This is a genomic window from Caulobacter sp. FV2ps19, assembly GCF_058681035.1.
Map to the genome: position 1 here is coordinate 4165344 of NZ_CM178729.1, position 25221 is coordinate 4190564.

General features: G+C 67.7%; 19 protein-coding genes and 1 pseudogene. 9 read left to right on the forward strand and 11 right to left on the reverse strand.

Features of this window, described 5'->3' with window-relative positions; translation table 11 throughout:
- Positions 1-67 precede the first annotated feature (67 nt).
- Positions 68-2335: a PAS domain-containing protein gene (locus ACW18B_RS19815; RefSeq protein ID WP_492048715.1), complete on the forward strand. Its 2268-nt coding sequence runs from the start codon at positions 68-70 to the stop codon at positions 2333-2335.
- A 98-nt stretch (positions 2336-2433) separates the two neighbouring features.
- Here ACW18B_RS19815 and ACW18B_RS19820 read toward each other — a convergent pair whose 3' ends face one another.
- From ACW18B_RS19820 to ACW18B_RS19845, 6 genes are all read right to left on the reverse strand, one after another.
- Positions 2434-3984 carry a hypothetical protein gene (locus ACW18B_RS19820; RefSeq protein WP_492048716.1) on the reverse strand — a complete coding sequence of 517 codons (1551 nt, stop codon included), beginning with the start codon at positions 3982-3984 and terminating at the stop codon, positions 2434-2436.
- On the reverse strand, positions 3981-4739 hold the full coding sequence (locus tag ACW18B_RS19825) for an ABC transporter ATP-binding protein (protein ID WP_492048717.1): 759 nt from the start codon (positions 4737-4739) through the stop codon (positions 3981-3983). Before ACW18B_RS19825 ends, ACW18B_RS19820 begins: the two co-directional genes overlap by 4 nt.
- Positions 4740-5189: 450 nt before the next feature.
- On the reverse strand, positions 5190-5732 hold the full coding sequence (locus tag ACW18B_RS19830) for a hypothetical protein (RefSeq protein ID WP_492048718.1): 543 nt from the start codon (positions 5730-5732) through the stop codon (positions 5190-5192).
- A 139-nt stretch (positions 5733-5871) separates the two neighbouring features.
- Entirely contained in the window at positions 5872-6342 is a 471-nt protein-coding gene (locus tag ACW18B_RS19835; protein WP_492048719.1) for a hypothetical protein, read from the reverse strand.
- A 2-nt stretch (positions 6343-6344) separates the two neighbouring features.
- Positions 6345-7856, reverse strand: a complete 1512-nt coding sequence (gene argJ / locus ACW18B_RS19840; protein ID WP_492048720.1) for a bifunctional glutamate N-acetyltransferase/amino-acid acetyltransferase ArgJ — start codon at positions 7854-7856, stop codon at positions 6345-6347.
- Positions 7857-7869: 13 nt separating this feature from the next.
- A complete protein-coding gene (locus ACW18B_RS19845; RefSeq protein ID WP_492048721.1) occupies positions 7870-8835 on the reverse strand; it encodes a peptidylprolyl isomerase in 966 nt (321 codons plus the stop codon).
- Positions 8836-9137: 302 nt separating this feature from the next.
- Here ACW18B_RS19845 and secA point away from each other — a divergent pair, with 302 nt between their 5' ends.
- The gene (gene secA / locus ACW18B_RS19850) at positions 9138-11987 is read left to right on the forward strand and encodes a preprotein translocase subunit SecA (protein ID WP_492048722.1); all 2850 of its coding nucleotides are present in this window, start codon (positions 9138-9140) and stop codon (positions 11985-11987) included.
- 194 nt (positions 11988-12181) lie between these two features.
- Here the strand turns inward: secA and ACW18B_RS19855 are convergent, their stop codons facing one another.
- The gene (locus ACW18B_RS19855) at positions 12182-13534 is read right to left on the reverse strand and encodes an MFS transporter (protein WP_492048723.1); all 1353 of its coding nucleotides are present in this window, start codon (positions 13532-13534) and stop codon (positions 12182-12184) included.
- Between the two features lie 99 nt (positions 13535-13633).
- On the opposite strand from ACW18B_RS19855, the gene ACW18B_RS19860 reads away from it, so the two are divergent.
- The gene (locus ACW18B_RS19860; RefSeq protein WP_492048724.1) at positions 13634-14338 is read left to right on the forward strand and encodes an ArsR/SmtB family transcription factor; all 705 of its coding nucleotides are present in this window, start codon (positions 13634-13636) and stop codon (positions 14336-14338) included.
- Between the two features lie 16 nt (positions 14339-14354).
- On the opposite strand, the gene ACW18B_RS19865 is transcribed toward ACW18B_RS19860, so the two are convergent.
- Positions 14355-15413, reverse strand: a complete 1059-nt coding sequence (locus ACW18B_RS19865; protein WP_492048725.1) for a DUF2855 family protein — start codon at positions 15411-15413, stop codon at positions 14355-14357.
- Between the two features lie 153 nt (positions 15414-15566).
- On the opposite strand from ACW18B_RS19865, the gene ACW18B_RS19870 reads away from it, so the two are divergent.
- The 4 genes and pseudogenes from ACW18B_RS19870 to ACW18B_RS19885 all read left to right on the forward strand — a co-directional run bounded on the left by ACW18B_RS19870 (position 15567) and on the right by ACW18B_RS19885 (position 19280).
- Positions 15567-16463, forward strand: coding sequence for an EamA family transporter (locus ACW18B_RS19870; protein WP_492048726.1), 897 nt, complete (start codon positions 15567-15569; stop codon positions 16461-16463).
- Between the two features lie 61 nt (positions 16464-16524).
- Positions 16525-16851, forward strand: a pseudogene (locus ACW18B_RS19875) (GIY-YIG nuclease family protein).
- Between the two features lie 214 nt (positions 16852-17065).
- Positions 17066-18208 carry an epoxide hydrolase family protein gene (locus ACW18B_RS19880; protein ID WP_492048727.1) on the forward strand — a complete coding sequence of 381 codons (1143 nt, stop codon included), beginning with the start codon at positions 17066-17068 and terminating at the stop codon, positions 18206-18208.
- A gap of 46 nt (positions 18209-18254) precedes the next feature.
- Positions 18255-19280 carry a threonine aldolase family protein gene (locus ACW18B_RS19885; protein ID WP_492048728.1) on the forward strand — a complete coding sequence of 342 codons (1026 nt, stop codon included), beginning with the start codon at positions 18255-18257 and terminating at the stop codon, positions 19278-19280.
- Here ACW18B_RS19885 and ACW18B_RS19890 read toward each other — a convergent pair.
- Both ACW18B_RS19890 and ACW18B_RS19895 read right to left on the reverse strand, forming a co-directional pair.
- On the reverse strand, positions 19181-21403 hold the full coding sequence (locus tag ACW18B_RS19890; protein ID WP_492048729.1) for a putative bifunctional diguanylate cyclase/phosphodiesterase: 2223 nt from the start codon (positions 21401-21403) through the stop codon (positions 19181-19183). The two genes, ACW18B_RS19885 and ACW18B_RS19890, sit on opposite strands and share 100 nt — an antisense overlap.
- Positions 21404-21596: 193 nt before the next feature.
- Positions 21597-21956 carry a phage holin family protein gene (locus ACW18B_RS19895; protein WP_492048730.1) on the reverse strand — a complete coding sequence of 120 codons (360 nt, stop codon included), beginning with the start codon at positions 21954-21956 and terminating at the stop codon, positions 21597-21599.
- 223 nt (positions 21957-22179) lie between these two features.
- Between ACW18B_RS19895 and rpoH the strand changes: the two genes are divergently transcribed.
- Together rpoH and ACW18B_RS19905 are read left to right on the forward strand one after the other, a co-directional pair.
- Positions 22180-23067, forward strand: coding sequence for an RNA polymerase sigma factor RpoH (gene rpoH / locus ACW18B_RS19900; protein ID WP_419318317.1), 888 nt, complete (start codon positions 22180-22182; stop codon positions 23065-23067).
- 191 nt (positions 23068-23258) lie between these two features.
- Positions 23259-23960: an alpha/beta fold hydrolase gene (locus ACW18B_RS19905; RefSeq protein WP_492048731.1), complete on the forward strand. Its 702-nt coding sequence runs from the start codon at positions 23259-23261 to the stop codon at positions 23958-23960.
- 98 nt (positions 23961-24058) lie between these two features.
- On the opposite strand, the gene ACW18B_RS19910 is transcribed toward ACW18B_RS19905, so the two are convergent.
- Complete coding sequence (locus ACW18B_RS19910) at positions 24059-25162, reverse strand: phytase (RefSeq protein ID WP_492048732.1); 1104 nt, start codon at positions 25160-25162, stop codon at positions 24059-24061.
- Positions 25163-25221 lie beyond the last annotated feature (59 nt).

Below are 25221 nucleotides of genomic sequence, written 5' to 3' on the forward strand. Positions count from 1 at the left end.
GAAACCCGCGCGGCGATAAGGTCCCCTGTCGCCGGTACCGGTCTCGATCGGTGGGGGGTCCTTCGCGATGCCGGAAAAAATGCCGGGCGCTACAGCAACGCCGACCAGGATCGCTGGCGGCGAGATGGGCGGTCGCGTTCGCGCCTTCGACTGGGCCAAGACCCCGGTCGGCGCCATGGACAGCTGGTCGCCCAGCCTGCGTCTGGTGGTGGACATGATCCTGGCCACCAATTTCCCCATGGCCGTGCGCTGGGGCCCAGAATTGTGCCTGATCTATAACGACGCCTATGCGCCGGCTCTGCAGGATCGCCACCCCCGCGCCCTGGGCATGCTGCTGGCCGAGCACCCGCCCGAATTCCAGGCCAGTCTGCGGGACGTGCACGCCGACATTCTGAGCGGAAAGAGCGGCGGCTATGCGTTTGAGAAACTGCCCCTGAAGATCCGGCGCGACGACGGCGAACTCCGCACCGGCCACTTCACCCTCAGCTACAGCCCGGTGCCCGACACCACCACCGTGACCGGCGTCGGCGGCGTGCTGATCACGGCCGTCGAGGTGACCGAGGTCGTCGAAACCGAGAAGGCGCTGCGGGCGATCGAGAAGCGGTACCGGATGGCGATCGAGGCGGCCGGCGGCGTCGGAACCTGGGAGTGGGATATCAAGGCCAACAGGGTCTATGCCGATCCCTTCTACGCCACCCTGCATTCGCTCTCCCCCGAGTTTGGCGCCGGCGGTCTGCCGGTTGAGAGCTTCCTGCCGGCGGTGCATGACGATGATCGCGACCGGATCAGCAATGTCGCCAAGGCGGCCATGGCGACGGGCGACGACTTCTCCCAAGAATATCGTCTGGTGCAGTCCGACGGCTCGATCCGCTGGGTTCATACCCGCGGCAGCTTCTATCTCGACACCGACGGCAAGCCGGCGCGTAACACCGGCGTGGTGGTGGACATCACCGAACGCAAGGCGGTCGAGGCGGCGCTGCGGGCGGCCCAGGCCGATCTGGACCTGTCCGCCGACGCCGCCCGCATGGGGCGCTGGGACCATAATCCAGACACCGGGGCGCGCTTCTGGGACGCGCGCGCCAAGGCGATCTTTGGCCTCGATGAGAACGTCGATCAAAGCCAGGACAACTTCGAAAGCCTGGTCCATCCCGAGGATCTGATTGCGGTGCGGGCCGCCGTAGAAACGGCGCTCAATCCGTCCGGCGACGGCAAGATCAATCTCGAATATCGCATTCGCCGCGCCAATGACGGCGCGCATCGTTGGATCGAGAGCTTCGGTCGAGCCTATTTCGAGGCCGATCGCTGCACCCGCTTCGTCGGCGTGATCTCCGATGTCACCGAGCGCAAGGAATCCGAGGCCCGCGTCCAGCGCCAGCAGGAGACCCTGCGCCTGGCGGTCGAGGCCGCCGATGTCGGGGTCTGGGAATTCGACGTGGAGGCCGACGCCCTGATCTGGTCGGAACGCTGCGGCGCCATGTTCGGGGTCCCGCCCGGCGGAGCGGTCACCCTGGATGACTTCTATGCGCGGCTGCATCCGGAAGACCTGGAACGAACCTGCGCCGCCCTGACCCGCACCCTGGACCCAGACATCCGCGACGACTACGCCATCGAGTTTCGCGCCGTGGGCCGCGACGACGGCGTGGAACGCTGGGTGGCCGCCAAGGGGGAGGCCTTCTTTTCTCCCGAGGGCAAGGCCACGCGCCTGCTGGGGGCGACCCTGAACATCACCGAACGCAAGCGCGCCGAGACCCACCTTCGCCTGCTGGTCAACGAACTGAACCACCGGGTGAAGAACTCGCTGGCGACCATCCAGGCCATAGCGGCCCAGAGCTTCAACGGCACCCACAGCCTGCTTGAGGCGCGGGAAGCCTTTTCCAACCGCATCGTCGCCCTCGCCGAAGCGCACGACCTGCTGACCCGGGAAAACTGGGAGAGCGCAGAGCTGCATGAGCTGGCCTCGAACGTGGCGCTGCTGCATGGCGGCGGCGCCCGGTTCGGCCTGTCCGGTCCAGCCGTGCGCCTGTCGCCCCGTACGGCCCTGTCGCTGTCGATGGCCCTGCATGAACTGGCCACCAACGCCGTGAAATATGGGGCCCTTTCGGTGGCCGACGGCCGGATCACCATCGTCTGGGATCTGGCCCCCACCGCCGGGGCCGAACGTCTGGACCTGACCTGGACCGAAACCGGGGGCCCGCCGGTCGAGCCGCCCAGCCGGCGCGGCTTCGGCTCACGCTTGATCGAGCGGGGTCTGGCGGCGGAACTGTCCGGCGAGGCCGTGATCCGCTTCGAGCCAAAAGGCGTGGTCTGCCAGATCCGCGCGCTGCTGGACGCCTAAAGCATCGTGCGGAAAAGTGGACGCCGGTTTTCCGCAAAAACGATGCGAAAACAAAAACCTGGAGCAAGGCGTGTGAGCCCTATTTCACGCACCTTGCTCTAGGTCGCCGTTCTCAGCGCCCTGGCGATCTGCGCGTCCGTGCGCCGCATGACCATCATCAGCGCCCCGGCGACGATCAGCGGCAAGGCCGCCCAGGCGACCAGACCCATCACCATCAAGGTGGTCGCCCCGGCGATCAGCCCCCCGATGAACATCTCGGCCAGGGTCGCGAACCACGACGCCCCGCGACGGCGGCGGAAATCGGCGCGCTTGCCCGGCTTCTGATGCCACAGATTGATCAGGCCGCAGGACCAGGCCGACAGGCCCGCGCCACAGGCGGTGATCAGCCCGGTCAGCGGCTGGAACCAGGCCAGGGCGGCGATCGGAACGGCCAGCAACAGGGCCACAGGGATCAGGGCCGCCGTCAGCTTGGCCCGGCGCAGGGTGGAGACCGGCGTGGGCGACACCGCCAGCAGGTCCGGGGTGTCCTCGGCCGACAGGGTGATCCAGGCCAGGCTGCCGGCCACCTGTCCGGCCATGAAGGCCACAAACCCCGCCCCGCCGGCCAGGGCGGCGGCGTCGACACCCTTGGCCGAGCGCGCCAGCATCAGGGCCAGCGGCAACAGGTACAGCACCCGTAGCAGCACCTGGGACAACAGGGTGGCGTCGCGGCGGATCAGCAAAAGCTCCTTGCGGATCGTGGCGCGGAACGCCCCGGCCGCGAAGGCCCTGACGGGCTTGACCGGGCCACGCGCGCGGGTCGAGTCGGCGCCTTGGGTCGCCGCCGCCGCATCCGAAAACCGCCGTCCCAGCGCCGTGGCGGCCAGCCAGAACAGGCCGCCGCCCAGGGCCAGCATGCCGATCAGCGGCAGGGGCTCGCCCAGCATGGCGCGCAGCGGCAGGCTGGCGGCCGGCGGCGGCGCCAGGGCGCCGCTCTGCACCGCCTGGGTCAGGCTGACAAAGAGGTTCCTGGACGCCCCCTCGCCCATCAGGGTGCGGTACTGGCTGCCCAGGAAGAAGGCCGCGCCGACCAGAGCCGCCAGCACCTGGGCCACGGTGCGGGTGCGCCGCGGACCGATCAGGGCGAACAGGGCCATGGCCAGAACCAGGCCAAGGGCCGTGGCGGTCAGGGCCAGGGCGATCAGCACCCCAAACACCCCCAGCCAGCCCGGATGGCCATAGATGACCGACGGCAGCAGGATCGGCGCGGCGAAGATCATGAAGATCGTCGCCACCCCGGTGGCCACGCCCAGGGCGCGGACCAGCAGCACCTTGCGCGGCGCGATCGGCGAGGAGAACAGCAGGTCCAGATCGCCGCGCTCGTACAGGGCCTCGGCCGAGGCGCTCAGGGTCTGGGATAGCATCAGGGTCAGAACCAGCGCGCAGGCCAGGTCGGCGATGACCACCGCCAGCGGGACCATCGGGACCTGATGGCCGTGCACGCCCAGGGCCAGGAACACCCCGCCGATACTGGCGAAGGCGAACAGGATGATCAGGCCGATCATCGCCCCGGGCCCCTTGCCGGCCCGACCGGCGCGATAGCCACGCCAGGTCAGGCGCATTTCATGGGCGAGCAGCCAGGCGGCGCTGGCAGGCGGAAGCAGGCTCACGCGGGCTGGCTCTCGGCGGTCAGTTGCAGGAACAGGTCCTCAAGCGTGGAGTCGCCCGACGCGCCGCCGGTCTGGGCCCGCAGCTCATCCATCCGCCCCTCGGCCAGCAGCTTGCCGCCGGCGATGATGCCGATGCGGTCGGCCATGCGCTCGGCCACCTCGAGAATATGGGTGGTCAGGATCACCGTGCCGCCGGCGTCGACCCGGGCCTGCAGCATGTCCTTGACCAGCCGCGCGGCGGCGGCGTCCAGGCCGGTCAGCGGCTCGTCCAGGATCAACAGCTTCGGGTCGTGGATCAGGGCCCCGGCCAGGGCGACCTTCTGTTTCATGCCGCGCGAAAAGCCCTCGCACCGGCGGCGCGCCTCGTCGGCCAGACCCAGCTGGGCCAGAAGCTGCTCGGCGCGGCTCTTGGCCAGTTTCGGATCGACGTTCCAGAGCCCGGCGACGAATTCCAGATATTCCAGCGGGGTCAGCCGGTCATAGATCATCGCCTCGTCGGGCGCCCACGCCACCAAGGCCTTGGCGGCGGCGGGCTCGGCGCGGGCGTCGACGCCATAGATGCGGATCTCGCCGCTGTCGGGCTTGGTCAGGCCGGCCACCATCCGCAGGGTGGTGGTCTTGCCCGCGCCATTGGGCCCCAGCAGGGCGTAGAGCTCGCCCGCATGGACGGTGAGGTCGAGATCGGTGACGGCGGGTTTGGCGAAGGTCTTGTTCAGGCCCTTCACGATCAAGGCTTCGGTCAACACGGTCCCCACGTCACGACTTCAGGTGGCATGTGAACTTGATTGGGCGTGTGGGGGCAAGTGTCAGTCGCCCCGTCCATCACGGTGCGCAGTCGCAGCGCGACGCCGACAGGCGACCTGACGGAGGCAAGGTCGGCTTTCGAGCGGGAAGCCAAGGCGGGCTTTCGACCCTGGGCGGTTGTCAACGCCGTGCGTCCTTCGAGGCCCGCTGCGCGGGCGCCTCAGGATGAGGCGTTTTTTGGCGACTGAATTCCTCATCCTGAGGTGCGAGGCGTAGCCGAGCCTCGAAGGACGCAGTGTGGCGCCCGCTTCCCAGCCTCCTCGGACCTTGGCGATGTCCGCTTGTGGGCCAAGGGACAAATGTCAGGTTTCGGGCGATGGCCTGATTTCCGTTCCCACCAGTTTCGGTGGCCCCTCGGTATCTCGCGTCGCGGACGACGGTGGGATAGACGCCTGCTCCCGTCAGAGCTTCGCCTTGCAGCGCTGCTTGTAATAGACGCCGCGCATGAAGCCGCGGCGGGCCAGACCGGCGTCGATGACGGCGTCCAGGTGACGGTCGGCCGGGGCGGCGCCGGTGATCTCGCGCACCAGACCGCGGAACGGAATGATGCTGTTGACCAGGGTCTTGCCGCCCGCCGCCGCCAGCCGGCCGGCGCGGTTTTCCTTATATTCCGCGCCGACGCCGTAGTCGGGACCCAGAACCTCATTGAGCCTGTGGATCTCGCCCGCCAGCTGGGTGCAGGTCTTCAGGCCTCTCAGGCCATAGGGATCGTCCAGAGCCTGTTCCAGGATCGGCGGGATTTCACGCTTCGACATGCCGATGTCGCGCGCGGGCTGCGCGCCGATATCCACGATCGCATCGCGGGCGCCATTGCTCTTGGGAGGGTCCGCCTGAACTTCAGGCGGTCTGTTGGGCGGCTTCTGGGCCTGGGCGTGAGCGGCGCCCGCCATGGCCAGCACCGCCGCAGCCATCGTCGCCTGATATCGACAGCCAAGTTTGGTCATTGAGTTCCCTATACGCTGCTCACGGATGAACACGGTGAGGGAACGGCAAGCGTCACAATAGGTTCCGACCGCCAGGAGCTGGCTTTGCGTGTCGCGCCGTCTTCGCGGAAAACCGGCGTCCGCATTTCCGCACGATCCGCTAGTTCGGCGCGCCGGCCGCTTCCAGGTCGAAGGCGGCGTTAAGGGCGTCATCGTCGGCGATCTCGCCCTTCAGCGCGCTGCCCAGCACGCCGCCCAGGGCCGACCAGACAAAGGCCAACTGCTCCAGAACCGTCGGAACCTGTTCAACCTCGAAGTCTGGATACAGGTCGGCGATCAACCACAGGCCGGTGTGCGGATCAAAGCCGAAGCGGCTGCCGATCAGACGAAACTGGGCGCGCGCGACGGTCTCGAACAGGGCGTCCAGGGTGCGCGCCTGATCCAGATCCGCGTTGTCCAGCACCTGGCAGCGCACCTGCAGCCAGCCGTTCTCGGGGAACAGATAGAAGGCCCCGCCCTCCTCGGCCCCGGACACCTCCAGGCCGTTGTCGATCGCCTCGACGACATAGCCGTGCTCGCGACAGGTTTCGGCGATCTCGCCCAGCAAGAGGATCGGCGTGTCGGCGGCCATGGTTACGACCGATAATCCCCGTTGATCGCCACATATTGCTTGGTCAGGTCGCAGGTCCAGACCGTGGCCGAGCCCTTGCCGACGCCGACATCGACAGCGACCTCGAACTCGGGCCTTTTGACATAGGCGCTCATCGCCGCCTCGTCATAGTCGGGCGAGACCAGGCCGTCGCGGGCGGCATAGAGGTCGCCGAACCTGATGCTGATCTTCTCGCGGGCCACCGGTTCGTCGGCCCGGCCGATAGCCATGGCGATGCGACCCCAGTTGGCGTCCTCGCCGGCGAAGGCGGTCTTGACCAGGGGGCTCTCGGCGATGGTGCGGGCGATCTTGCGGGCGCTGGCCGGGCTCTGGGCGCCGTCCACGGTGATGCGGACGAACTTGGTCGCCCCCTCGCCGTCGCGCACCAGCTGCTGGGCCAGGTCCAGCAACAGGGCGTCGAGCTTGACCCGGAAATCGGCCAGGCGGCGGTCGCCGGCCCGGTGGATCTTGGGCGCGCCCGACTGGCCGGTGGCGAACAGCAGCAGGGTGTCGTTGGTCGAGCGGTCGCCGTCCACCGTGACGCTGTTGAAGGTGGTGCGGGTATAGAGGCTGACCAGGGTCTGCAGGGCGGCGGGGGCTATGGCCGCGTCGGTGGCCACGAACGACAGCATGGTGGCCATATCAGGGGCGATCATCCCCGAGCCCTTGGCGATGCCGGCGATCTTGACCTCGTGACCGTCGATCATCGCGGTGGCGAAGGCCCCCTTCGGGAAGGTGTCGGTGGTCATGATCGCCTTGGCCGCCTCGGACCAGGCGTCGGCGGTCAGGTGCGTGGCCACCTCGGGCAGGCGGGCGGTGATCTTGCTGTCGTCGAGGATCACCCCGATCACGCCGGTCGAGGCCATCATCACGTCGCGCTGGCGGCAGTCGAAGCGCTTGCCCACGGCGGTCGCCACCCGGCGCACCGCGTCGGCGCCGGGCTTGCCGGTGAAGCTGTTGGCGCAGCCGGCATTGACCACCAGGGCCCGCACGTCGGCCCCGCCCGTGGCGGCCAGCTGGCGCTTGCACCAGTCAACAGGAGCCGAGCCGACGCCGTGGCGAGTGAAGACGCCGGCCGCCGAAGTGCCCTCGGCGAAGCGCATCAGCAGCAGGTCTTCGCGCTCGTGCTTGTAGAAACCGGCGCGGCCGGTGGCGATCTCGACGCCGGCGATCGGCGGGATGGTCGGGAACGGCACGGCCAGGGGCGAGATCGCCAGGCCGGGCTTGCCCGGGGCGGCCTTGGCGGCGGGAGCCTTGGCTGCCGAGCTCTTGGTCGCCGGGCTCTTGGGGGGCGGACTCTTGGGGACCGAACTCTTGGCAGCAGTCTGGACGGCGTCGTCGGGCGCGAAAGCCCGACCGGCGCGCTTGATCACGGACGCCAGGGGATCCAGGGCGCGCTCGAGGGTCTGGCCCACGCGCTCGACGGCGCCCGGCGCAGCGGCGGTTTCGGCGGCGGGCGCGGGCTTGGCGACGGCCTTGTCAGTCTTGCGGGGCATGCGGTCGTCTCGACTAGTTCTTCTTGGTCGTCGCCGGCGCGGGCGGCGCGGCGGGCGGGGCGGAGGCCGGGGGCTGCCCCTCCAGCTCCACCGGAGCCGAGGCCGGTTCCTGCGGCGCGCCGGGCAGGTCCTGAGCCTTGGCGGCCAGCATGTCGACCTTGGCGCCGCCGCGCAGCTTTTCCAGCAGGTCGCGGACCTGATCATAGGTCAGGAAGCGCACGATCTGCGGCCGCGCGGCCTCCAGGGTGATCGGCTCCTCCATGCGCTTGTCGTCGATGCGCATGATCGCCCAGCCGCCTTCGACGGCGAACGGGCCGACCAGTTGCCCCTTCTGCGCGGTCTTGAGGACCCCGGTATAGGCCTCGGGCATGACGTCGACGGTGAAATAGCCCAGGTCGCCGCCGTTGAAGCGGGTGGCCTGGTCGGTCGAGCGTTCCATGGCCAGGGCGTCGAACGAGGCGCCGGAGGTCAACAGCTTCTTGATGCTGTCGGCCTCGGCCTGGGTGGCGACCAGGATCTGGCGGGCGCGGATCTCTTCGGAGCGCTTGGACAGCTTCTGTTGCTCGGCATAGAGGCGGCGGATGGCGTCCTCGTTGACGGCCTTTTCCACCACGCTCTCGACCAGCATGTCGCCCAGGATGCGCTCGCGGGCGGCGGCCAGGCGGCGTTGAGCGACCGGATCCTTGTCCAGCTTGCGCTTGAGAGCCTCGGCGGCCAGCAGCTTCTGGTCGATCACCTCATCCAGACGCTGGCGGAACACTTCGCTGGAAACATCCAGCGGCTCGCCCTCGCTGATCAGGCCCTGGGCGACGGCCTCGCGCTTGACGTCCGAGGCCCAGACCGCATGGCCGTTGACCCGCGCCACGGCGGTGTCGCCCGGCTCCGGCGGCTTCTCGGCGCTCTTGTTCTGGCCACAGGCGGCCAGCAGCACGGTGACGGCCAGGGCGGCCCAAACGCGGCTGTGAGAAAACTTGATCAAGGGACGGATCTCCGACGAACCTTGAGACAGGCTCTAACGCGGTTTTGACTCAAGGGGAATGCAAGGCCGGCGTCTTCGCTGGAAGGCTTTGCGGGATTTTCGGCGCCGGGAAGGATGAAACCGCCAAAAGGCCGAAAACCTTCGACTTTACGACGTCGTATCCGGGGCCCTCGCGTTGACACTGGAGGGGTCGCTGCTTAAGTCTCGCCCGCGCCGACACGGGCGCGTTAGTCATGCGGGGCGCTCGCCTTGCCTGCCGCCCAACGCCCGTCGCGCTAACAGTTCACCGGAATTTCGACTTCATGCTCGGCTTCGCCAAAAAGCTCTTCGGCTCTTCCAACGACCGCAAGGTCAAGACGATGACCTCCCGCGTCGCGAAAATCAACGCGCTGGAGGCCGAATACGCCGCCCTGTCCGACGAGGCGCTGAAGGCCAAGACCGACGAGTTCAAGGCGCGGCTGGAAAAGGGCGAAACCCTCGACGACCTGCTCAACGAAGCCTTCGCCGTGGTCCGCGAGGCGTCCAAGCGCGTGCTGGGCATGCGCCACTTCGACGTTCAGCTGGTGGGCGGCATGGTGCTGCACTTCGGCGGCATCTCGGAAATGCGCACCGGCGAGGGCAAGACCCTGGTCGCCACCCTGCCCACCTATCTCAACGCCCTGGCCGGCAAGGGCGTCCACGTCATTACCGTCAACGACTATCTGGCCAAGCGCGACGCCGAGTGGATGGGCCAGATCTACAACTTCCTGGGCCTGTCCTATGGCGTGATCGTCAACGGCCTCAGCCAGGGTGAACGTCAGCGCGCCTATCGCAGCGACATCACCTACGGCACCAACAACGAATTCGGCTTCGACTATCTGCGCGACAACCTCGTCTACAGCGTCGAGGAAATGGTCCAGCGCGGCCACCACTTCGTCATCGTCGACGAAGTGGACTCGATCCTGATCGACGAAGCCCGCACGCCGCTGATCATCTCGGGCCCGACCGAGGACCGCAGCGAGCTGTACAAGACCATCGACGTCCTGGTGAAGGAACTCATCAAGGACAAGACCACCTACGATCACGACGAAAAGCAGAAGCAGGTCATCCTCACCGAGGAAGGCCAGGAAAAGATCGAAGAGATCCTGATGTCGGGCGGCCATCTGGCCGAGGACACCGCCGGCCTCTATGACGCGGCCAACATCTCGGTGGTGCACCACGTCAACCAGGCCCTGCGGGCCAACGTGCTCTACACGCGCGACAAAGACTATATCGTCAAGGACAGCGAAGTCGTCCTGATCGACGAGTTCACCGGCCGCATGATGACCGGCCGCCGCCTCTCGGAAGGCCTGCACCAGGCCATCGAGGCCAAGGAAGGCGCCGCCATCCAGCCCGAGAACCAGACCCTGGCCTCGGTGACCATCCAGAACTATTTCCGCCTCTACACCAAGCTGTCGGGCATGACCGGCACGGCCTCGACGGAGGCCCACGAGTTCGACGACATCTACAAGATGAGCGTCAGCGAAATCCCGACCAACCGCGTCATCCAGCGCATCGACGACGACGACGAGGTCTATCGCACCGAGCGCGAGAAGAACGAGTCCATCCTCAGGCAGATTGCCCACTGCCACGCCCATGGCCAGCCGATTCTGGTCGGCACCGTCTCGATCGAGAAGTCCGAAGAGCTGTCCAAGCTGCTGTCGAACTACGCCTACAAGGTCGAGATGTCGCGCGCTCCGAAGGCCGAGCATGCCGGCAAGGACGACAAGGAACTGGCCAAGATCGGCGATGACGCCTTCGACATCGTCTACAAGACCGGCAAGGGCATTCCCCACCAGGTGCTGAACGCCCGCTTCCACGAGCAGGAAGCCGGCATCGTCGCCGACGCGGGCGCGCCCGGCGCCGTGACCATCGCCACCAACATGGCCGGCCGTGGCACCGACATCCAGCTGGGCGGCAATCTGGACATGCGCCTGGCCAACTGGCGCCAGCAGCAGAAGGGTCTGGGCATCACGCCCCTGCCCGCCGACGAACTGGCCATGCGCGCCGAGATCGAAGCCGACATCGCCGACTCCAAGGCCAAGGCCCTGGCGGCCGGCGGCCTGTTCGTGCTGGGCACCGAGCGCCACGAAAGCCGCCGCATCGACAACCAGCTGCGCGGCCGCACCGGCCGTCAGGGCGACCCGGGCCGCTCCAAGTTCTTCCTGTCGTGCGAGGACGACCTGCTGCGCATCTTCGCCGGCGAGCGCCTGGACGCGATCATGCGCACCTTCGGCGTTCAGGAAGGCGAGGCGATCACCCACAAGTGGCTCAACAACGCCATCGCCACCGCCCAGAAGCGCGTCGAGCAGCGCAACTACGAGATCCGCAAGAACCTCCTGAAGTACGACGACGTCGTCAACGACCAGCGCAAGGCCGTGTTCGAGCAGCGCCAGGAGTTCATGGAAGCCACCGACCTGTCGGACATCATCCACGAGATGCGTCACGACGTGGTCGATGACCTGGTCCTGCGCCACCTGCCGCCCAAGGCCTATGCCGAGCAGTGGGACATCGAGGGCCTGACCGAACGCGTCACCTCGATCCTGGGCCTCGACCTGCCCCTGGCCGCGTGGGCCGCCGAGGAAGGCATCGCCGACGAGGAGATGCGCGAGCGCATCAACAAGGCCGCCGACGAGCACGCCGCCCAGCGCGAACAGATCATCACGCCCGAGCAGATGCGTTCGGTGGAAAAGAGCTTCCTGCTGCAGATGATCGATCTGCAGTGGCGCGAGCACCTGATGCACCTGGATCACCTGCGCAACGTCATCGGCCTGCGCGGCTACGGCCAGCGCGATCCGCTCAACGAGTACAAGACCGAAGCCTTCAGCCTGTTCGAAAAGCTGCTGGGCGACCTGCGCACCAACACCACCCGCTGGCTGATGACGGTCGAGATCGCCTATGCCGAGCCCGAGCCCCTGCATTCACCGGAAAACCTGATCCAGGTCCATATGGACCCGCTGACCGGGGAGAACGTCGCCGTGGCCGGCGCGATCCCGGAAGGCCTGTCGCCCGAACAACGCCAGGCCCTGCCGATCTCGGTGCTGCCCGAAGGCTGGGAAAACACCGCCCGCAACGGCCCCTGCCCCTGCGGCTCGGGCAAGAAGTTCAAGCAGTGCCACGGCTCGCTGGTCTAGGTTTCTTCGTCAGCTGATTGGGAACGGCCGCCTCGGGAAACCAGGGCGGCCGTTTTCTTTTAGCCCTGCCCCTTGATGGGGGAGGGTTGGGTGGGGGTGATAGGGCTGTTCGGCTTGATGACGGCGCTTGCCGCCTGAACCGCCGCGTCACCCCCATCCCCGGCCCTTCCCCCATCAAGGGGGAAGGGAGAACGCTAGCGAACCCGTCGCCCCGCCACCCAGGCCGCCCCGACCAGCATCACCGCCGCCACCACGCCCGACACTCTCAGCCCACTGACGATCTGCTCCGGCCCGCCCGCCGCCAGCGCGCCGAACACCGCCACGCCCGCCGCGCCGCCGGCCTGACGGCAGGCGTTCAGAACCCCTGTCGCCGCCCCGGCCACGCTGCGGTCGACGCTAGCCAGCAATCCGGACGTCAGGGCCGGGATCGCCAGCCCCATTCCGCCGGGGATCAGGGCAAAGCCCGGCAGCATCTCCCAGAAACTCGAACCCGCCCCCAGCCGCGCGGTCAGCCCATAGCCACAGGCCGCGATCAGCACCCCGGCGCCGGTCACCCGCGCGGCGCCGAACCGCGCGACCAGTCCGCCGCTGATCAGGTTGGAAAAGATGAAGGTCGCCGTCAGGGGCAGAAAGGCCAGGCCCGCCTGCTCCGGCCCATAGCCCACGGCCCGCTGCAGATAGAGCCCCAGCACGAAGACCAGGCCGTAATAGGTGAAGTTCAGCGCCGATCCGACCAGCACGGCCGTCGACACCGCCCGCTGGCGGAACATCGACAGCGGCGCCACCGGATGCGGGCTATGCGCCTCGACCCACAGGAAGGCGACCATCGCCAGCACCCCGGCGACCAGCGCGACCAGCGGCCCCGGATGGCCCCAGCCCCGACGCCCGCCCTCGATCACCGCCCCGACCCCGGCGGTGACGGCGATCAGGGCCAGGGCCTGGCCCGGCAGATCGAGGGGCCTTCGGGCTTTCGGCGGCGCCTCGGGGATCACGGCCAGGGTCAGGGCTGCGCCGATGGCGCACAGCGGCAGATTGACCAGGAACACCCAGCGCCACCCCAGGCCGGCCACCAACAGACCGCCCAGCACCGGCCCAGCGGCGATCGACACCCCGCCCGCCGCCGTCCACCAGCCCACCGCCCAGGCCCGCCGCCGATCGTCGCCTTCGAAGGCGTGGGCGATCAGGGCCAGGGAGGGCGGGATCAGCAGGGCCCCGGCCGCGCCCTGCGCCAGGCGCGCGGCGATCAGGGTCTCGGGTCCCGTCGCCAGTCCGCAGGCGGCCGAGGCCAGGGCGAACAGCACCAGCCCCGCCACGAACACCCGGCGCGGCCCGATCCGGTCGCCCAGGGCGCCGGCCGACAGCAGCATGGCCGCAAGCGCCAGCACATAGGCGTCGACCACCCATTGCAGCGCCGCCATCGGGGCGTCGAACGTGCGGCCGATCGCGTCCAGCGCGACATTGACGATGGTCACGTCCAGTTGGGTGACCAGGAAGCCGAAACTGGCGGCGGCGACGATCAGGGCGGGGCGAGCGGCGGCTTGGGACATGACCCGTCATGCCCGCCAAACCCACCGCGATGCTACACCGAAGACTGAACCCTCAGGATCGACGATGGGCTATGAGTTCGGTGACAGAAGGAACCTCCGATGGAGCCCAACATCGCCGCCCCCGCCGCCCTGATCGGCGATCCCGGCCGCGCCGCCATGCTGCAGGCCCTGATGGACGGCCGCGCCCAGCCGGCCAGCGCCCTGGCCTGGGCCGCCGGCCTGACCGCCCAGGCCGCCAGCAATCACCTGGCCAAGCTGATCGAGGGCGGCTTGCTGACGGTCGAGCGGCAGGGCCGTCACCGCTATTACCGCCTGCACAACGCCGAGGTCGCCCACGCCCTGGAGGCCCTGGCCGTGCTGGCCGCGCCGATCCGCGCCCTGGACACCCCGCGCTCGCCCAAGGCCCGCGCCCTGCGCAACGGCCGCTGCTGCTATGGCCACCTGGCCGGACGGCTGGGGGTCGGACTGACCGACGCCCTTCAGGCCCGGGGGCACCTGATCCCCGGCCAGGACAAGCTGTACGCCGTCAGCCCGTCCGGAACCGCGTGGTTCGCCGAACTGGGCATCGAGGTCGCGGCCTTGCGCGCCAAGCGCGGCGTCGCCCGTCAGTGTCTGGACTGGACCGAGCGGCGGTCCCATCTGGCCGGCCCCCTGGGCGCAGCCCTCTGCGACCGCTTCGAGGCCCTGGGCTGGATCGTCCGCGACCGGACCAGCCGCGCCGCCGACCTCACCCCGGCGGGGCGCGAGGCGCTGGGCCGGCGCCTGGGCTTGGCGTTGGAGACGGAGGCGTCGCGAGCGGCCTAGGGGACCTGAGACGCGCCTACTCCACCACCAGCATACACCCTGCCTCCGGCCCTGCCCGACCTTCCAGCACCGCCAGATAGGTCGCGGCGATGGCGTCCTGGCCCACGCCGGTCTCGACCTTCAGCCACCGCCCTGCGTCGGCGACGAAGGCGCTCCACGCCGCGCCATAGCGGCTCTCGAAGCCGCCGGGGCCCCAGTCTTCCTGACGCTTCTTCACGCGGTCGGGGGCGAAGAACAGGATCGGTTTGGGACCGGGCAGATCGCCCGCGCCCCGCGCGGCTTCCCAGTGGGTGCCGCCGACCAGGCAGGAATAGGCCAGATCCTCGCCGAACCGCCGATGCACCGCGCCCAGCACCCCGGCGTCGCCGGCGAAATCCACGAACACCGCCGGCGCAGCGATCGGCGCGGTCGGCAGATCGTCATAGGTCACGACCTGGTCATAGAAGCCCAGGGCCTCAACGAAAGCCACATTGCGCGGCGAGGTCAGGCCCACCACCTTGGCGCCACCGCGCTGCTTGAGCAGGAAAGCCAGGCCGATCGCCGTCTTGGACGAGGCGCTGGACAGGATGATCGACCCGGCCCCGAACATCGCGTGCTCGTCCAGGAAGTCGTCGATCAGGAAGCCGGTGATGAACAGCGGCTGCAGCAGGGCCCGCAGCGCCTCGGTTCCATCCTCGGCCTCGACGGCGGCGTACTGGTTATAGACCGCCGCCAGGTGCTGGCGGTGCGGCGCAGCGTCGGCGAACCCGCCCCGGGTCTTGCGGGCCACAACCGTCAGATGGCTCGACATCGGATAATAGCCGTAGAACCGCTGGCCCACCGCGATATCGGGGTGGTTGGACGCCTCGACCGTCGCGAATCCCCAGACCGGCACGCGGCCAAAGCCCTCGGCCGCCGGGAAGAAATCCCAGTAGCGCATGGCCTCGCCGAACACGGCATAGGTGATGTTGTTGGCGGTCAGGGCGAAGCGGTCGACGGCCAGGCGCACCTCGCCCTCGGCCAGGTCCGGCAGCGTTGCGGGCCGGAATTCGGCGCGTCGCAGGTCGGTCTTGGCGACCACGAAATCCCAGGCCATGGCGGTTCCTCACGGGTTTTGGCGGAGTAGGCCGCTGGAGGCCGAAGAAGTCAAAACAAACGTTTGAAGTTGTCACGCAGAACAATGTTTCCGTTGCAAGGCTGGCCGCTCGGGACCAAAGGCCGAGGCTCAGTTTCCAGATCGGATTGACCCATGCCCAACGCCCCCCTGCCCTTGCGCCATTTCCTGCTGGCGCTGGCTGTGGTGGCGGTGTGGGGGACCAATTTCGTGGTCATCCGCGTGGGGCTGGACCACCTGCCGCCGCTGCTGTTCGCCACCCTGCGGTTTACGCTGGTGCTGCTGCCTATGGCCTTCTTCGTCAAGCGGCCGGCCGTGCCGTGGACCAACCTGGCGGCCTATGGCGTGCTGATCGGCGCGGGACAGTTCGGGCTGCTGTTCATGGCCATGAAGGGCCACATCTCGCCGGGCCTGGCCTCGCTGGTGGTTCAGACCCAGGTGTTCTTCACCATCGGGATGGCGATGAAGATCAGCGGCGAGCGGGTGCAGCCGTTCCAGATCATCGCCCTGCTTCTGGCCGCCTCGGGCATCGTGCTGATCGCCGCCCACGGCGGCGGCTCGGCGACCCCGCTGGGCGTGGCCCTGGTGCTGCTGGCCGCCGCCAGCTGGTCGGGCGGCAATATCGTCGCCCGTCAGGCCGGACCGGTGAACATGCTGGGCTATGTGGTCTGGGCCAGCCTGTTCTCGATCCCGCCGCTGTTCCTGATGTCGCTATGGCTGGAGGGTTGGAGCGCCATGGTCCACGGCGTCCGCTCGGCCGACGCCCTGACCTGGGCGGCGGTGCTGTGGCAGGCCGTGGGCAACACCATGTTCGGCTATGCCGCCTGGGGCTGGCTGCTGGCCCGCCACCCGGCCGCCACGGTCACGCCGATGGCCCTGCTGGTGCCGGTGTTCGGCATGGGCGCCTCGGCGCTCTTGCTGCACGAGGGCCTGCCGGGCTGGAAGCTGGGCGCGGCGGCCCTGGTGCTGACCGGCCTGGCGGTGAACATGCTGTGGCCGAAGGTGCGGGGGCGGCTCGCAAAGCCGGCATAAGCAGACACACATAATTACAATCAAGGATTGATCTTTAAGGAGGCGCAACCAAAATCGCACAATGGTTCCTCGCGACGCCTCCATAGCCGTCTACATGATGGCGAACAGGCCGTACGGTACGCTCTACATCGGCGTGACCAGCCTGTTCGAGGCGCGGATCGTTCAACACCGCGAAGGTCTTCTGCCGGGCTTCACCAAGCGCTACGGACTGAAACGGCTCGTCTGGTACGAAACCCACGAGGATATGCGTGAGGCCATTCACCGCGAGAAGCGTTTGAAGGAATGACCCCGCCAGTGGAAGATCAATCTGATCGAGCGCGACAATCCCCACTGGGATGATCTCTACGATCAGGTGATGAACTGGACGCCCGTTCCGCGCCAGGTCTAGAGATCCGCCCCAAATAACCCCGTCATCCCGCGCTTCATGCGCGGGACCCATGGTTCAGCTTCAACGTGAGAGCTCGAGGCCGCAACGCATGGGCGGCGGACAAATGGGTCCCGCGCATAAAGCGCGGGATGACGGTGAGGAGAGAGGAAGCGGAGTTTCAGTTGACCTCCCCCACGTCACCCGCCTGACCCTGCCGCAAAACAGGGAGGACGCCATGGCCACGCCGTTCAAGGTCGAGTGGAGCCAGCAGGCTGTCGACAAGGTCCGGGACCAGATCCGGGCGTATGAGTTTCCGGTCGCACCGGAAGGCGGCGGCTGGAACCATGGCTGCGACGCCGACACCCTCAGGCGCCTGACCGCCTACTGGGCCGACGGCTTCGATGTCGCCAAGGCCGTGGATAGCCTCAACCGCTTCCCGCAGTTCACGGCCAAGGTCGAGGACCTCGAGATCCACTTCGTCCACGTGGTCGGCGAGGCGCAAGGCAAGCGCCCCCTGCTGCTGACCCACGGCTGGCCAGGATCGCACTTCGAGTTCTGGGACGCCATCGAGCCCCTCGCCTTCCCCTCGCGCCACGGCGGCGATCCGGCCGACGCCTTTGATCTGGTGATCCCGTCCCTGCCGGGCTTTGGCTTTTCCGGCAAGCCCAAGGCCCCGATCGGCCAGCGGGCCACGGCGCGGCTGTTCAACAGCCTGATGACGCAAGAGCTGGGCTATGACCGCTACCTGGCCCAGGGCGGCGACTGGGGCGGGCTGGTCACCTCGTGGTTGGGCCTGGACCACGCCGCCCATGTGAAGGCCATCCACCTGAACATGATCGGCTTTCGCCCGGCCGGCCCGCCGCAGGGCGAGGCCGAGATCGCCTGGATCCAGCGCACCGCCTTCGCCATGGACGTGATGGGCGCCTATCTGCGCCTGCAGGTCTCCAAGCCGCAGTCCCTGGCCTGGCTGGGGGCCAACAACCCGGTCGGCCAGGCCGCCTGGATCCTGGAACGCTTCCACGACTGGGCCGACCTGTCCGGCAAGCCGTTCGAGCAGGTGTTCAGCGACGACCAGCTGCTGACCAACATCATGCTGTATGTGATGACCGGGAGCTTCACGACCGGCGCCTGGTACTATCGCGGCCTGATGGAGGAAGGCGGCATCGTCCTGCCCGAGGGCGTGCGCTGCGAGACCCCGACCGCCTTCGCCAACTTCCCCGGCGAGCTGCTCTATTCGGCCCCGCCCCGCACCTGGTGCGACCGGGCCTACAACATCACCCGCTGGACCGACATGCCGCGCGGCGGCCACTTCGCGGCGATGGAGGAGCCCGAGCTGTTCGTGCAGGAGGTGCGCGCCTGGGGTCGGGAGATCCCCTGAGGTTCAGGCTTGCCCCCCGACCGGCCAAGGCCTTATCGGAGAGAGCATGACACACGCCCGCTACGACTTCGCCTCCGACAATGTCGCCGGCGCCATGCCCGAGGTGATGCAGGCCCTGATCGCCGCCAATGCCGGGACGGCCTCGGGCTATGGGACCGACCACGTCAGCGCCGCCGCCGCCGACCGCATTCGGGCGCTGCTCGACGCCGACGCCCAGGTGCGGTTCACCGCCTCGGGCACGGCGGCCAACGCCTTCGCCCTGACGCTTCTGGCCCACCCGCACGAGGCGGTTCTGGCCCATGAGCACGCCCATATCTGCACCGACGAGACCGGCGCGCCGGGCTTCTTTGGCCAGGGCGTCGGCCTGATCGGCCTGCCGGGCGCCTCGGGCAAGATCGAGGTCCCGGCGCTGGAAGCGGCCCTGGCCCAGCCCGACGTCTCCTACCACCAGCCGGCCGCAGCCCTGTCGCTGACCACCGCCACCGAATACGGCACCGTGTATGACGAGGCCCATCTGCGGTCGCTGATCACGCCGGTGAAGGCCAGGGGCTATGGCGTGCATCTGGACGGCGCGCGTCTGGCCAACGCCGTGGCGGCGGGCTTTGACCTCAAGAGCATCGCCAGGATGGGCGTCGACATCCTGGTGATGGGGGGCACCAAGGCCGGCTCGACCCCGACCGAGGCCGTGGTGTTCCTCAATCCCGATCACGCCCGGCGGCTGGACGCCCGGCTCAAGCACGCCGGCCAGCTGGTCAGCAAGGGCCGGTTCCTGGCCGCGCCGTGGCTGGGCCTGTTGGGCGAAGACGGTGACGGCGGGCCCTGGTCCGAGCGCGCGGTGCACGCCAACGCCATGGCCCGCAAGCTGGCCGCCCTGATGCCCTTCCCCATCCGCCACCCGGTCGAGGCCAATGGGATCTTCGTGGATATGGACGACGCGGCCCTGGAGCGCCTGCGCGGCGAGGGCTGGTTCGTCTATCGCTTCCTGGACGGCGCGGTCCGCTTCATGTGCTCCTGGGCCACGACGCCGGAGCTGGTCGAGGACTTGGCCGCGGCGCTCAAGCGGATCGCCTGACCGGCCTTGCCCAGGGTGCGCGCATCGACGCCCAGCATCCGGGCGATCTCGCTGGCCGGAGCCGGGCGGCTGATGAAATAGCCCTGGATCTCGGCGCAGCCCTGACCGCGCAGGGCGTTCAGCTGTTCCTCGGTCTCGACGCCCTCGGCCGTGGTGACGATGCCCAGGCTGGCGCCCAGGTCGAGAACGGCCTTGATGATGGCCATGGCGTCCTTGTCCTTGAGAATGTCGCGGACGAAGGTCTGGTCGATCTTGATCTTGTCGAACGGGAAGCTGCGCAGATAGCTCAGCGAGCTGTAGCCGGTGCCGAAATCGTCCATCGAGATCCGCACGCCCAGGGCCTTGAGGTCGTGCAGCATCGACATGTTGGCGGCGTTGTCCTGCAGCAGCACCGACTCGGTGATCTCCAGTTCCAGCCGCTCGGCGGGCAAGCCTGAAACCGCCAGGGCCGAGATCACGGTGCGTACCAGGCCCCGGTCGCGGAACTGGGCCGGCGACAGATTGACCGCCAGACGCACGTGATCGGGCCAGGTCGCGGCCTCGGCGCAGGCTTCGCGCAGGACCCATTCGCCCAGCTGGACGATCAGGCCGATCTCCTCGGCGATCGGGATGAAATCGGCCGGCGAGACCATGCCGCGATCGGGATGGTTCCAGCGCAGCAGCGCCTCGCAGCCGGTCACCCGGTCATCGCCCAGGTGGTAGAGGGGCTGGTAGTAGAGCTCGAACTCGCCGGCCACCAGGGCCCGGCGCAGGTCCAGCTCCAGCGCCCGGCGCGCCTGCAACTGCTCGTCCATGGCCCGCTCGAAGAAGTGGAAGGCGCCCCGCCCGTCGGCCTTGGCCCGATAGAGGGCCATGTCGGCCTTCTTCAGAAGTTCGTCAGCGTCGTCGCCGTCGGAGGGCGCGGCCGAGACCCCGACACTGGCCCCGATCATCACCTGATGGCCCAGCAGGTCGAACGGCGCGGCCATGGCCTCCACCACCCGCTCGGCCAGTTTCGTGGCCCCGCTCAGGTCGGCAAGCCCCGTCTGGACCACGGCGAACTCGTCCCCGCCCAGTCGCGCCACGGTGTCGCCTTCGCGAACGCAGCCGCGCAGGCGCTCGGCCGCGATGCGCAGCAGGGCGTCACCCACGGGGTGGCCCAAGGTGTCATTGACGGTCTTGAAGCGGTCCAGATCGATGAAGTGCACGGCCAGCTGGTCGCCGGTGCGCGCGCGGCGGGCCAGGGCCTCGCTCAGGTCCTTCTGGAACAGCACCCGGTTGGGCAACTCAGTCAGAGGGTCATAGTGGGCCAGACGGGCGATCTGGGCCTCGGCCCGCTTGCGATCGGCGATGTCCTCGGACACGCCCACCAGATATTCAGGCCGCCCTTCGCCGTCATGAATGACGATCTTCTTGGTGCGCAGCATGGCCAGGCTGCCGTCCTTGCGCGGCACCAGGTCCTCTTCGATGATCCGCACCTCGCCGGACTCGGCCACCTCGCGATCGCGATCGGCATAGATGGTCGCCTGCTCGCGCGAATAGAAATCCGCGTCGGTGCGGCCGATCATCTCCTCGCGCGAAAAGCCCAGGGTCTTCTCGCCGGCGCGGTTGAGCAGAACATAGCTGTGATCATCGGCGCGCTTGACGAACACCATCGAGGGCATCGCCTCGACCACGGTGGTCATGAAGGTCTGGGCGCGTTCGGCTGTGGCCTTGGCGGCGGCCAGTTCGACCACCCCCCGGCGATTGGTCTCATTGGCGGCCTGCAGCAGGGCCAGCACCGTGCCCACGCCCAGATAGCGCCCGCCCTCCGTAACGATGAAGCCGCGCAGCAGATCGGAGGCGCGATAGGACAGGCTGTCGGTGGTGAAATCGTCCAGCGCCATCTCGGCGTCGACCACCAGGGGCTCCACATCCATCAGCACCGAGATCGGGCGATTGGCGTAGAGGGCGCGGCCATACTCGGCCGCCATCCGCAGGAAGAAGGCGTTGCGCTCGACCAGACCGATCGGCCGGTCCTCCTCATCCAGCACCGGGACGATCAGGGTGTCGGGCTCTTCGCGGAAGCGATCATAGAGCGTCCGGCCCAGATCATGCGGACGCGCCGGCGCCAGAGAAGAAACCGTGTCTCTCAAGGTGAACATAAACAACGCCCCCACTACAAGCGCAGGGAACATTTCCAGCCTAACGGCATGCTAATAGCGGCCGTTCAGAGCCGCCATTTCGCTAAAATTTCATAGTGCTGTCACAGTGTTTTTTAGCGCATTTACCGTGTTTGCGCGGCGGCCTGAGCAAACCCCTGCGGCGCGCTCACGGGCGTACGACAGCCATGAGGCCTCAGCCCCGCTCCGACCGCCCATCGCCGATCAGCACCTGTCCGGCCCAACTGACCACGCCCACCACGATCGCGCCGAGGATGCCGGGGATCAGTCCCCGCACCGTCAGGCCATCCAGCAACCAGGCGACCAGCCACAGCATCGCGCCATTCACCACCAGCAGAAACAGGCCCAGGGTCAGCAGGGTGATCGGCAGGGTCAGGATCACGACGATCGGCTTGACCACGGCATTGACCACACCCAGCAGCAGGCCGGCGATCAGCAGGGTGGTCCAGCCGTCCGCCGATATGCCCGGCACCAGTCGCGCGGCGATATACAGACCGACTGCGGCGAACAGCACGCGAAAGAGGAAACCGAACATCCAGACCCTGCCTTTTTGGTGAAGCGTCGGCTGCAAGATCGCCGCGAAGCGCGCCCCGTTCAAGGCCGGAGCACGATCGTTCAATACCCGAGCCCCGCCGTGGGACATTACAAATGCGTTATCGGACTTAACTTGGCCGCAACCGCTCCCTATCTCACCTGTTGTGAGGGGATGATGGCGCGCGGCCCGCGTGCGGATCCGCGAAGCCAAAGGGGATAGTACCATGGCCGTTAGTTCATTGTCTGTGATGTCGCCGGATGGCGGCCTGTCGCGTTACCTCACCGAAATTCGCAAATTTCCGATGCTGCCCAAGGACGAGGAGTTCATGCTCGCCCAGCGCTGGAAAGAGCATCAGGACTCCGAAGCCGCTCACAAGATGGTCACCAGCCACCTGCGTCTGGTGGCCAAGATCGCCATGGGCTATCGCGGCTATGGCCTGCCGATCGGCGAAGTGATCTCCGAGGGCAATGTGGGCCTGATGCAGGCGGTCAAGAAGTTCGAGCCCGACAAGGGCTTCCGCCTGGCCACCTACGCCATGTGGTGGATCCGCGCCTCGATCCAGGAATATATCCTGCGCTCGTGGTCGCTGGTGAAGATGGGCACGACCGCCGCGCAGAAGAAGCTGTTCTTCAACCTGCGCAAGGCCAAGAGCCAGATCGAGGCCTTCCAGGACGGCGACCTGCGTCCCGACCAGGTCAGCGCCATCGCCACCAAGCTGGGCGTGCTGGACAGCGAGGTCATCTCGATGAACCGCCGCCTGTCGGGCCCCGACGCCTCGCTGAACGCCCCGCTGCGGTCGGACAGCGAGAGCGAATGGCAGGACTGGCTGGCCGACGACAACCAGGTCAGCCAAGAGACCGTGGTCGCCGAGAACGAAGAGAAGTCCCTGCGCATGGGCCTTCTGCAGGAAGCCATGGTCGAACTGACGGACCGCGAACGTCATATCCTGACCGAGCGCCGCCTTAAGGACGACCCGACCACCCTGGAAGACCTGGCCACCCACTACGGCGTCAGCCGCGAGCGCGTGCGTCAGATCGAGGTTCGCGCCTTCGAGAAGCTGCAGAAATCCATGCGCGAAGCGGCCATCGCCAAGAACATGGTCGAAGCCTAGCATCCCTAGTTGAGACGGAAGGAGCGCGTGATGCGCTCCTTTTTCGTTTCCCTCTCCCCTTGCGGGAGAGGGTGGCCCGAAGGGCCGGGTGAGGGGTCGTACTCTGTTATCCGACAGGCCTTTCATCCCCTCATCCGTCGCCTCCGGCGACACCTTCTCCCGCAAGGGGAGAAGGGGCTATAGCTCCAGCCATGCACTCCCCCCTGCCCCAACTCCTCCTGCTGCCCGGCCTGCTGAATGACGCCGAGCTTTGGCGCGACCAGATCTCTGGTCTGGCCGACGTCGCGCGCTGCCACGTCGCCGACCTGACGCGGGGCGAGACGATCCACGATCTGGCCCAGACAGTCCTGACCGACGCCGAGCCGACCTTCGCCCTGGCCGGGTTCTCGATGGGCGGCTATGTGGCCCAGGAGATCGCTCGCATCGCGCCCGAGCGGATCGAACGCCTGGCCCTGCTGGACACCTCGATCCGCGCTGACAGCCCCGAGCGCGCCACCCGGCGCAAGGCCCTGACCGAAGCCGCGCGCCGAACGGGCGACTTCATCGGCATCAGCCACACGATCCTGAAAAGCTATATCGACGCCTCGCGCCTGGACGACGCCGCCCTGACCGGCCGCATCATCGCCATGACCCAGCGCCTTGGGCGCGAGGTGTTCATCCGCCAGAACAGTCTGGAGCGCGAGGACGGCGAGGCGGCGCTGAAGGCCCTGCGCTGCCCCCTGCTGATCCTCTGCGGCGAGAACGATCAGATCACACCGGCCCCGGGCCATCGCGAGATGGCCGAGGCGATCGGCTGCACCCATCTGCGGGTGATCCCGCAGACCGGCCACATGACGCCGATGGAGGCGCCGGGGGCCGTCAATGGCGCGCTAAGGCACTGGCTGGGGCTCTAAAGCATCGTGCGGAAAAGTGGACGCCGGTTTTCCACAAAAACGATGCGGAACCAAAAACCTGGAGCAAGGCGCGTGAGTCCGATTTCATGCGCCTTGCTCTAGAGACCCAGAGCCGCCTTCACCGCCCGCCAGTCAACCAACTTGAAGTTCTGACGCGCGCGCGTCGTCGTCGGCGTCTCGCCTTCGTCGTCGACATCATCCTGCATCACCACCAGGCCCTCGGGATAGGGGCCCACGACGCCGCCCAGGGCCGCGACGCCGTCCGTACCGGTCACACCGTCGACCCCGTTGGCCGCCACGACCGAGAAACGCCCCCCATAGACCGCCTCCGGGCCATCCACCCGCCAGACGGCGAAGGCGCTGTCGCCCTGGCTCGAGGCGATCAGCCAGGTCTTGTCGCCTTCACGCAGCAGGGTCAGCCCCTCGACATCGGGCTTCAGCATCGCCGACGGCGCCGAGGCCACCAGGGTCCGCGCCGCGCCCTTGGCCGGATCCAGGTCATAGCGCCAGATCCCCTTGGCCTCCTCGCCGATATAGAGGACGCCCTTGGCGTCATCGACCACGCAGCCCTCGGTCTGGCTGCCGACGGCGAAGCGTTGCTCCTCGACGGCGACCGGCTTGCCGTCGGGACCGACCGAGATCCGCACCTGCCGCACCTGGCCGTCCGTGCCGTTGACGATGACGACGAAACGGTCGCCGCGTCGTCCCATGCACAGACCATAGGGTTCGGCCAGGTCGAGGCTGGCCAGACCCCAGGCTTCCAGCTTCAGCGTGGCCGGATCCATCAGATACAGCGCCGCGCCGAACCGACCGCGATCGCTGGCGGCAACCAGAACCCGCTCACCCGCAGGCGTGGCCAATCCGCCACGCAGATCGACATTGTTGAGCTTGCCGTCGGGCAGGAAACCCGTAACGGCGCCGTTGATATCGTACGTGTACAGACCAGCCTGTTTGTCCGTACCGAAGATCACCACCCGCGACGGGTCCTGGGGATCAACCCAGATCTCGGGGTCATCAGCGGCGTCAGCGCGCTGTGTCGCTACGGATTGGGTCTCGGCGGCGGCCGGGACGGGCGTTCCGACGCCGACCAGCAGCTTCGCGGAGTCCGACCGGGCCTCGGGATCGAGGAGCGCGCAGCCGGCCAGAAGGACAGAAATACCTGCCAGCGTCACAAAACTGAAGGAAAACCGTCGAGAAAACATCACTAGCCCCAGGATCTTGGCGAATTTAAGCCCCGCCGCGTGAAACCACGTGCGAACGG

What these genes read in the sequence shown, in the direction of transcription:
- ACW18B_RS19815 (WP_492048715.1), top strand. Translation starts at nt 68, where the DNA reads ATGCCGGAAAAAATGCCGGGCGCTACAGCAACGCCGACCAGGATCGCT.
- ACW18B_RS19830 (WP_492048718.1), bottom strand. Translation starts at nt 5,732, where the DNA reads ATGACCAAACTTGGCTGTCGATATCAGGCGACGATGGCTGCGGCGGTG.
- ACW18B_RS19835 (WP_492048719.1), bottom strand. Translation starts at nt 6,342, where the DNA reads ATGGCCGCCGACACGCCGATCCTCTTGCTGGGCGAGATCGCCGAAACC.
- argJ (WP_492048720.1), bottom strand. Translation starts at nt 7,856, where the DNA reads ATGCCCCGCAAGACTGACAAGGCCGTCGCCAAGCCCGCGCCCGCCGCC.
- secA (WP_492048722.1), top strand. Translation starts at nt 9,138, where the DNA reads ATGCTCGGCTTCGCCAAAAAGCTCTTCGGCTCTTCCAACGACCGCAAG.
- ACW18B_RS19855 (WP_492048723.1), bottom strand. Translation starts at nt 13,534, where the DNA reads ATGTCCCAAGCCGCCGCTCGCCCCGCCCTGATCGTCGCCGCCGCCAGT.
- ACW18B_RS19860 (WP_492048724.1), top strand. Translation starts at nt 13,634, where the DNA reads ATGGAGCCCAACATCGCCGCCCCCGCCGCCCTGATCGGCGATCCCGGC.
- ACW18B_RS19865 (WP_492048725.1), bottom strand. Translation starts at nt 15,413, where the DNA reads ATGGCCTGGGATTTCGTGGTCGCCAAGACCGACCTGCGACGCGCCGAA.
- ACW18B_RS19870 (WP_492048726.1), top strand. Translation starts at nt 15,567, where the DNA reads ATGCCCAACGCCCCCCTGCCCTTGCGCCATTTCCTGCTGGCGCTGGCT.
- ACW18B_RS19880 (WP_492048727.1), top strand. Translation starts at nt 17,066, where the DNA reads ATGGCCACGCCGTTCAAGGTCGAGTGGAGCCAGCAGGCTGTCGACAAG.
- ACW18B_RS19885 (WP_492048728.1), top strand. Translation starts at nt 18,255, where the DNA reads ATGACACACGCCCGCTACGACTTCGCCTCCGACAATGTCGCCGGCGCC.
- ACW18B_RS19890 (WP_492048729.1), bottom strand. Translation starts at nt 21,403, where the DNA reads ATGTTCACCTTGAGAGACACGGTTTCTTCTCTGGCGCCGGCGCGTCCG.
- ACW18B_RS19895 (WP_492048730.1), bottom strand. Translation starts at nt 21,956, where the DNA reads ATGTTCGGTTTCCTCTTTCGCGTGCTGTTCGCCGCAGTCGGTCTGTAT.
- rpoH (WP_419318317.1), top strand. Translation starts at nt 22,180, where the DNA reads ATGGCCGTTAGTTCATTGTCTGTGATGTCGCCGGATGGCGGCCTGTCG.
- ACW18B_RS19905 (WP_492048731.1), top strand. Translation starts at nt 23,259, where the DNA reads ATGCACTCCCCCCTGCCCCAACTCCTCCTGCTGCCCGGCCTGCTGAAT.
- ACW18B_RS19910 (WP_492048732.1), bottom strand. Translation starts at nt 25,162, where the DNA reads ATGTTTTCTCGACGGTTTTCCTTCAGTTTTGTGACGCTGGCAGGTATT.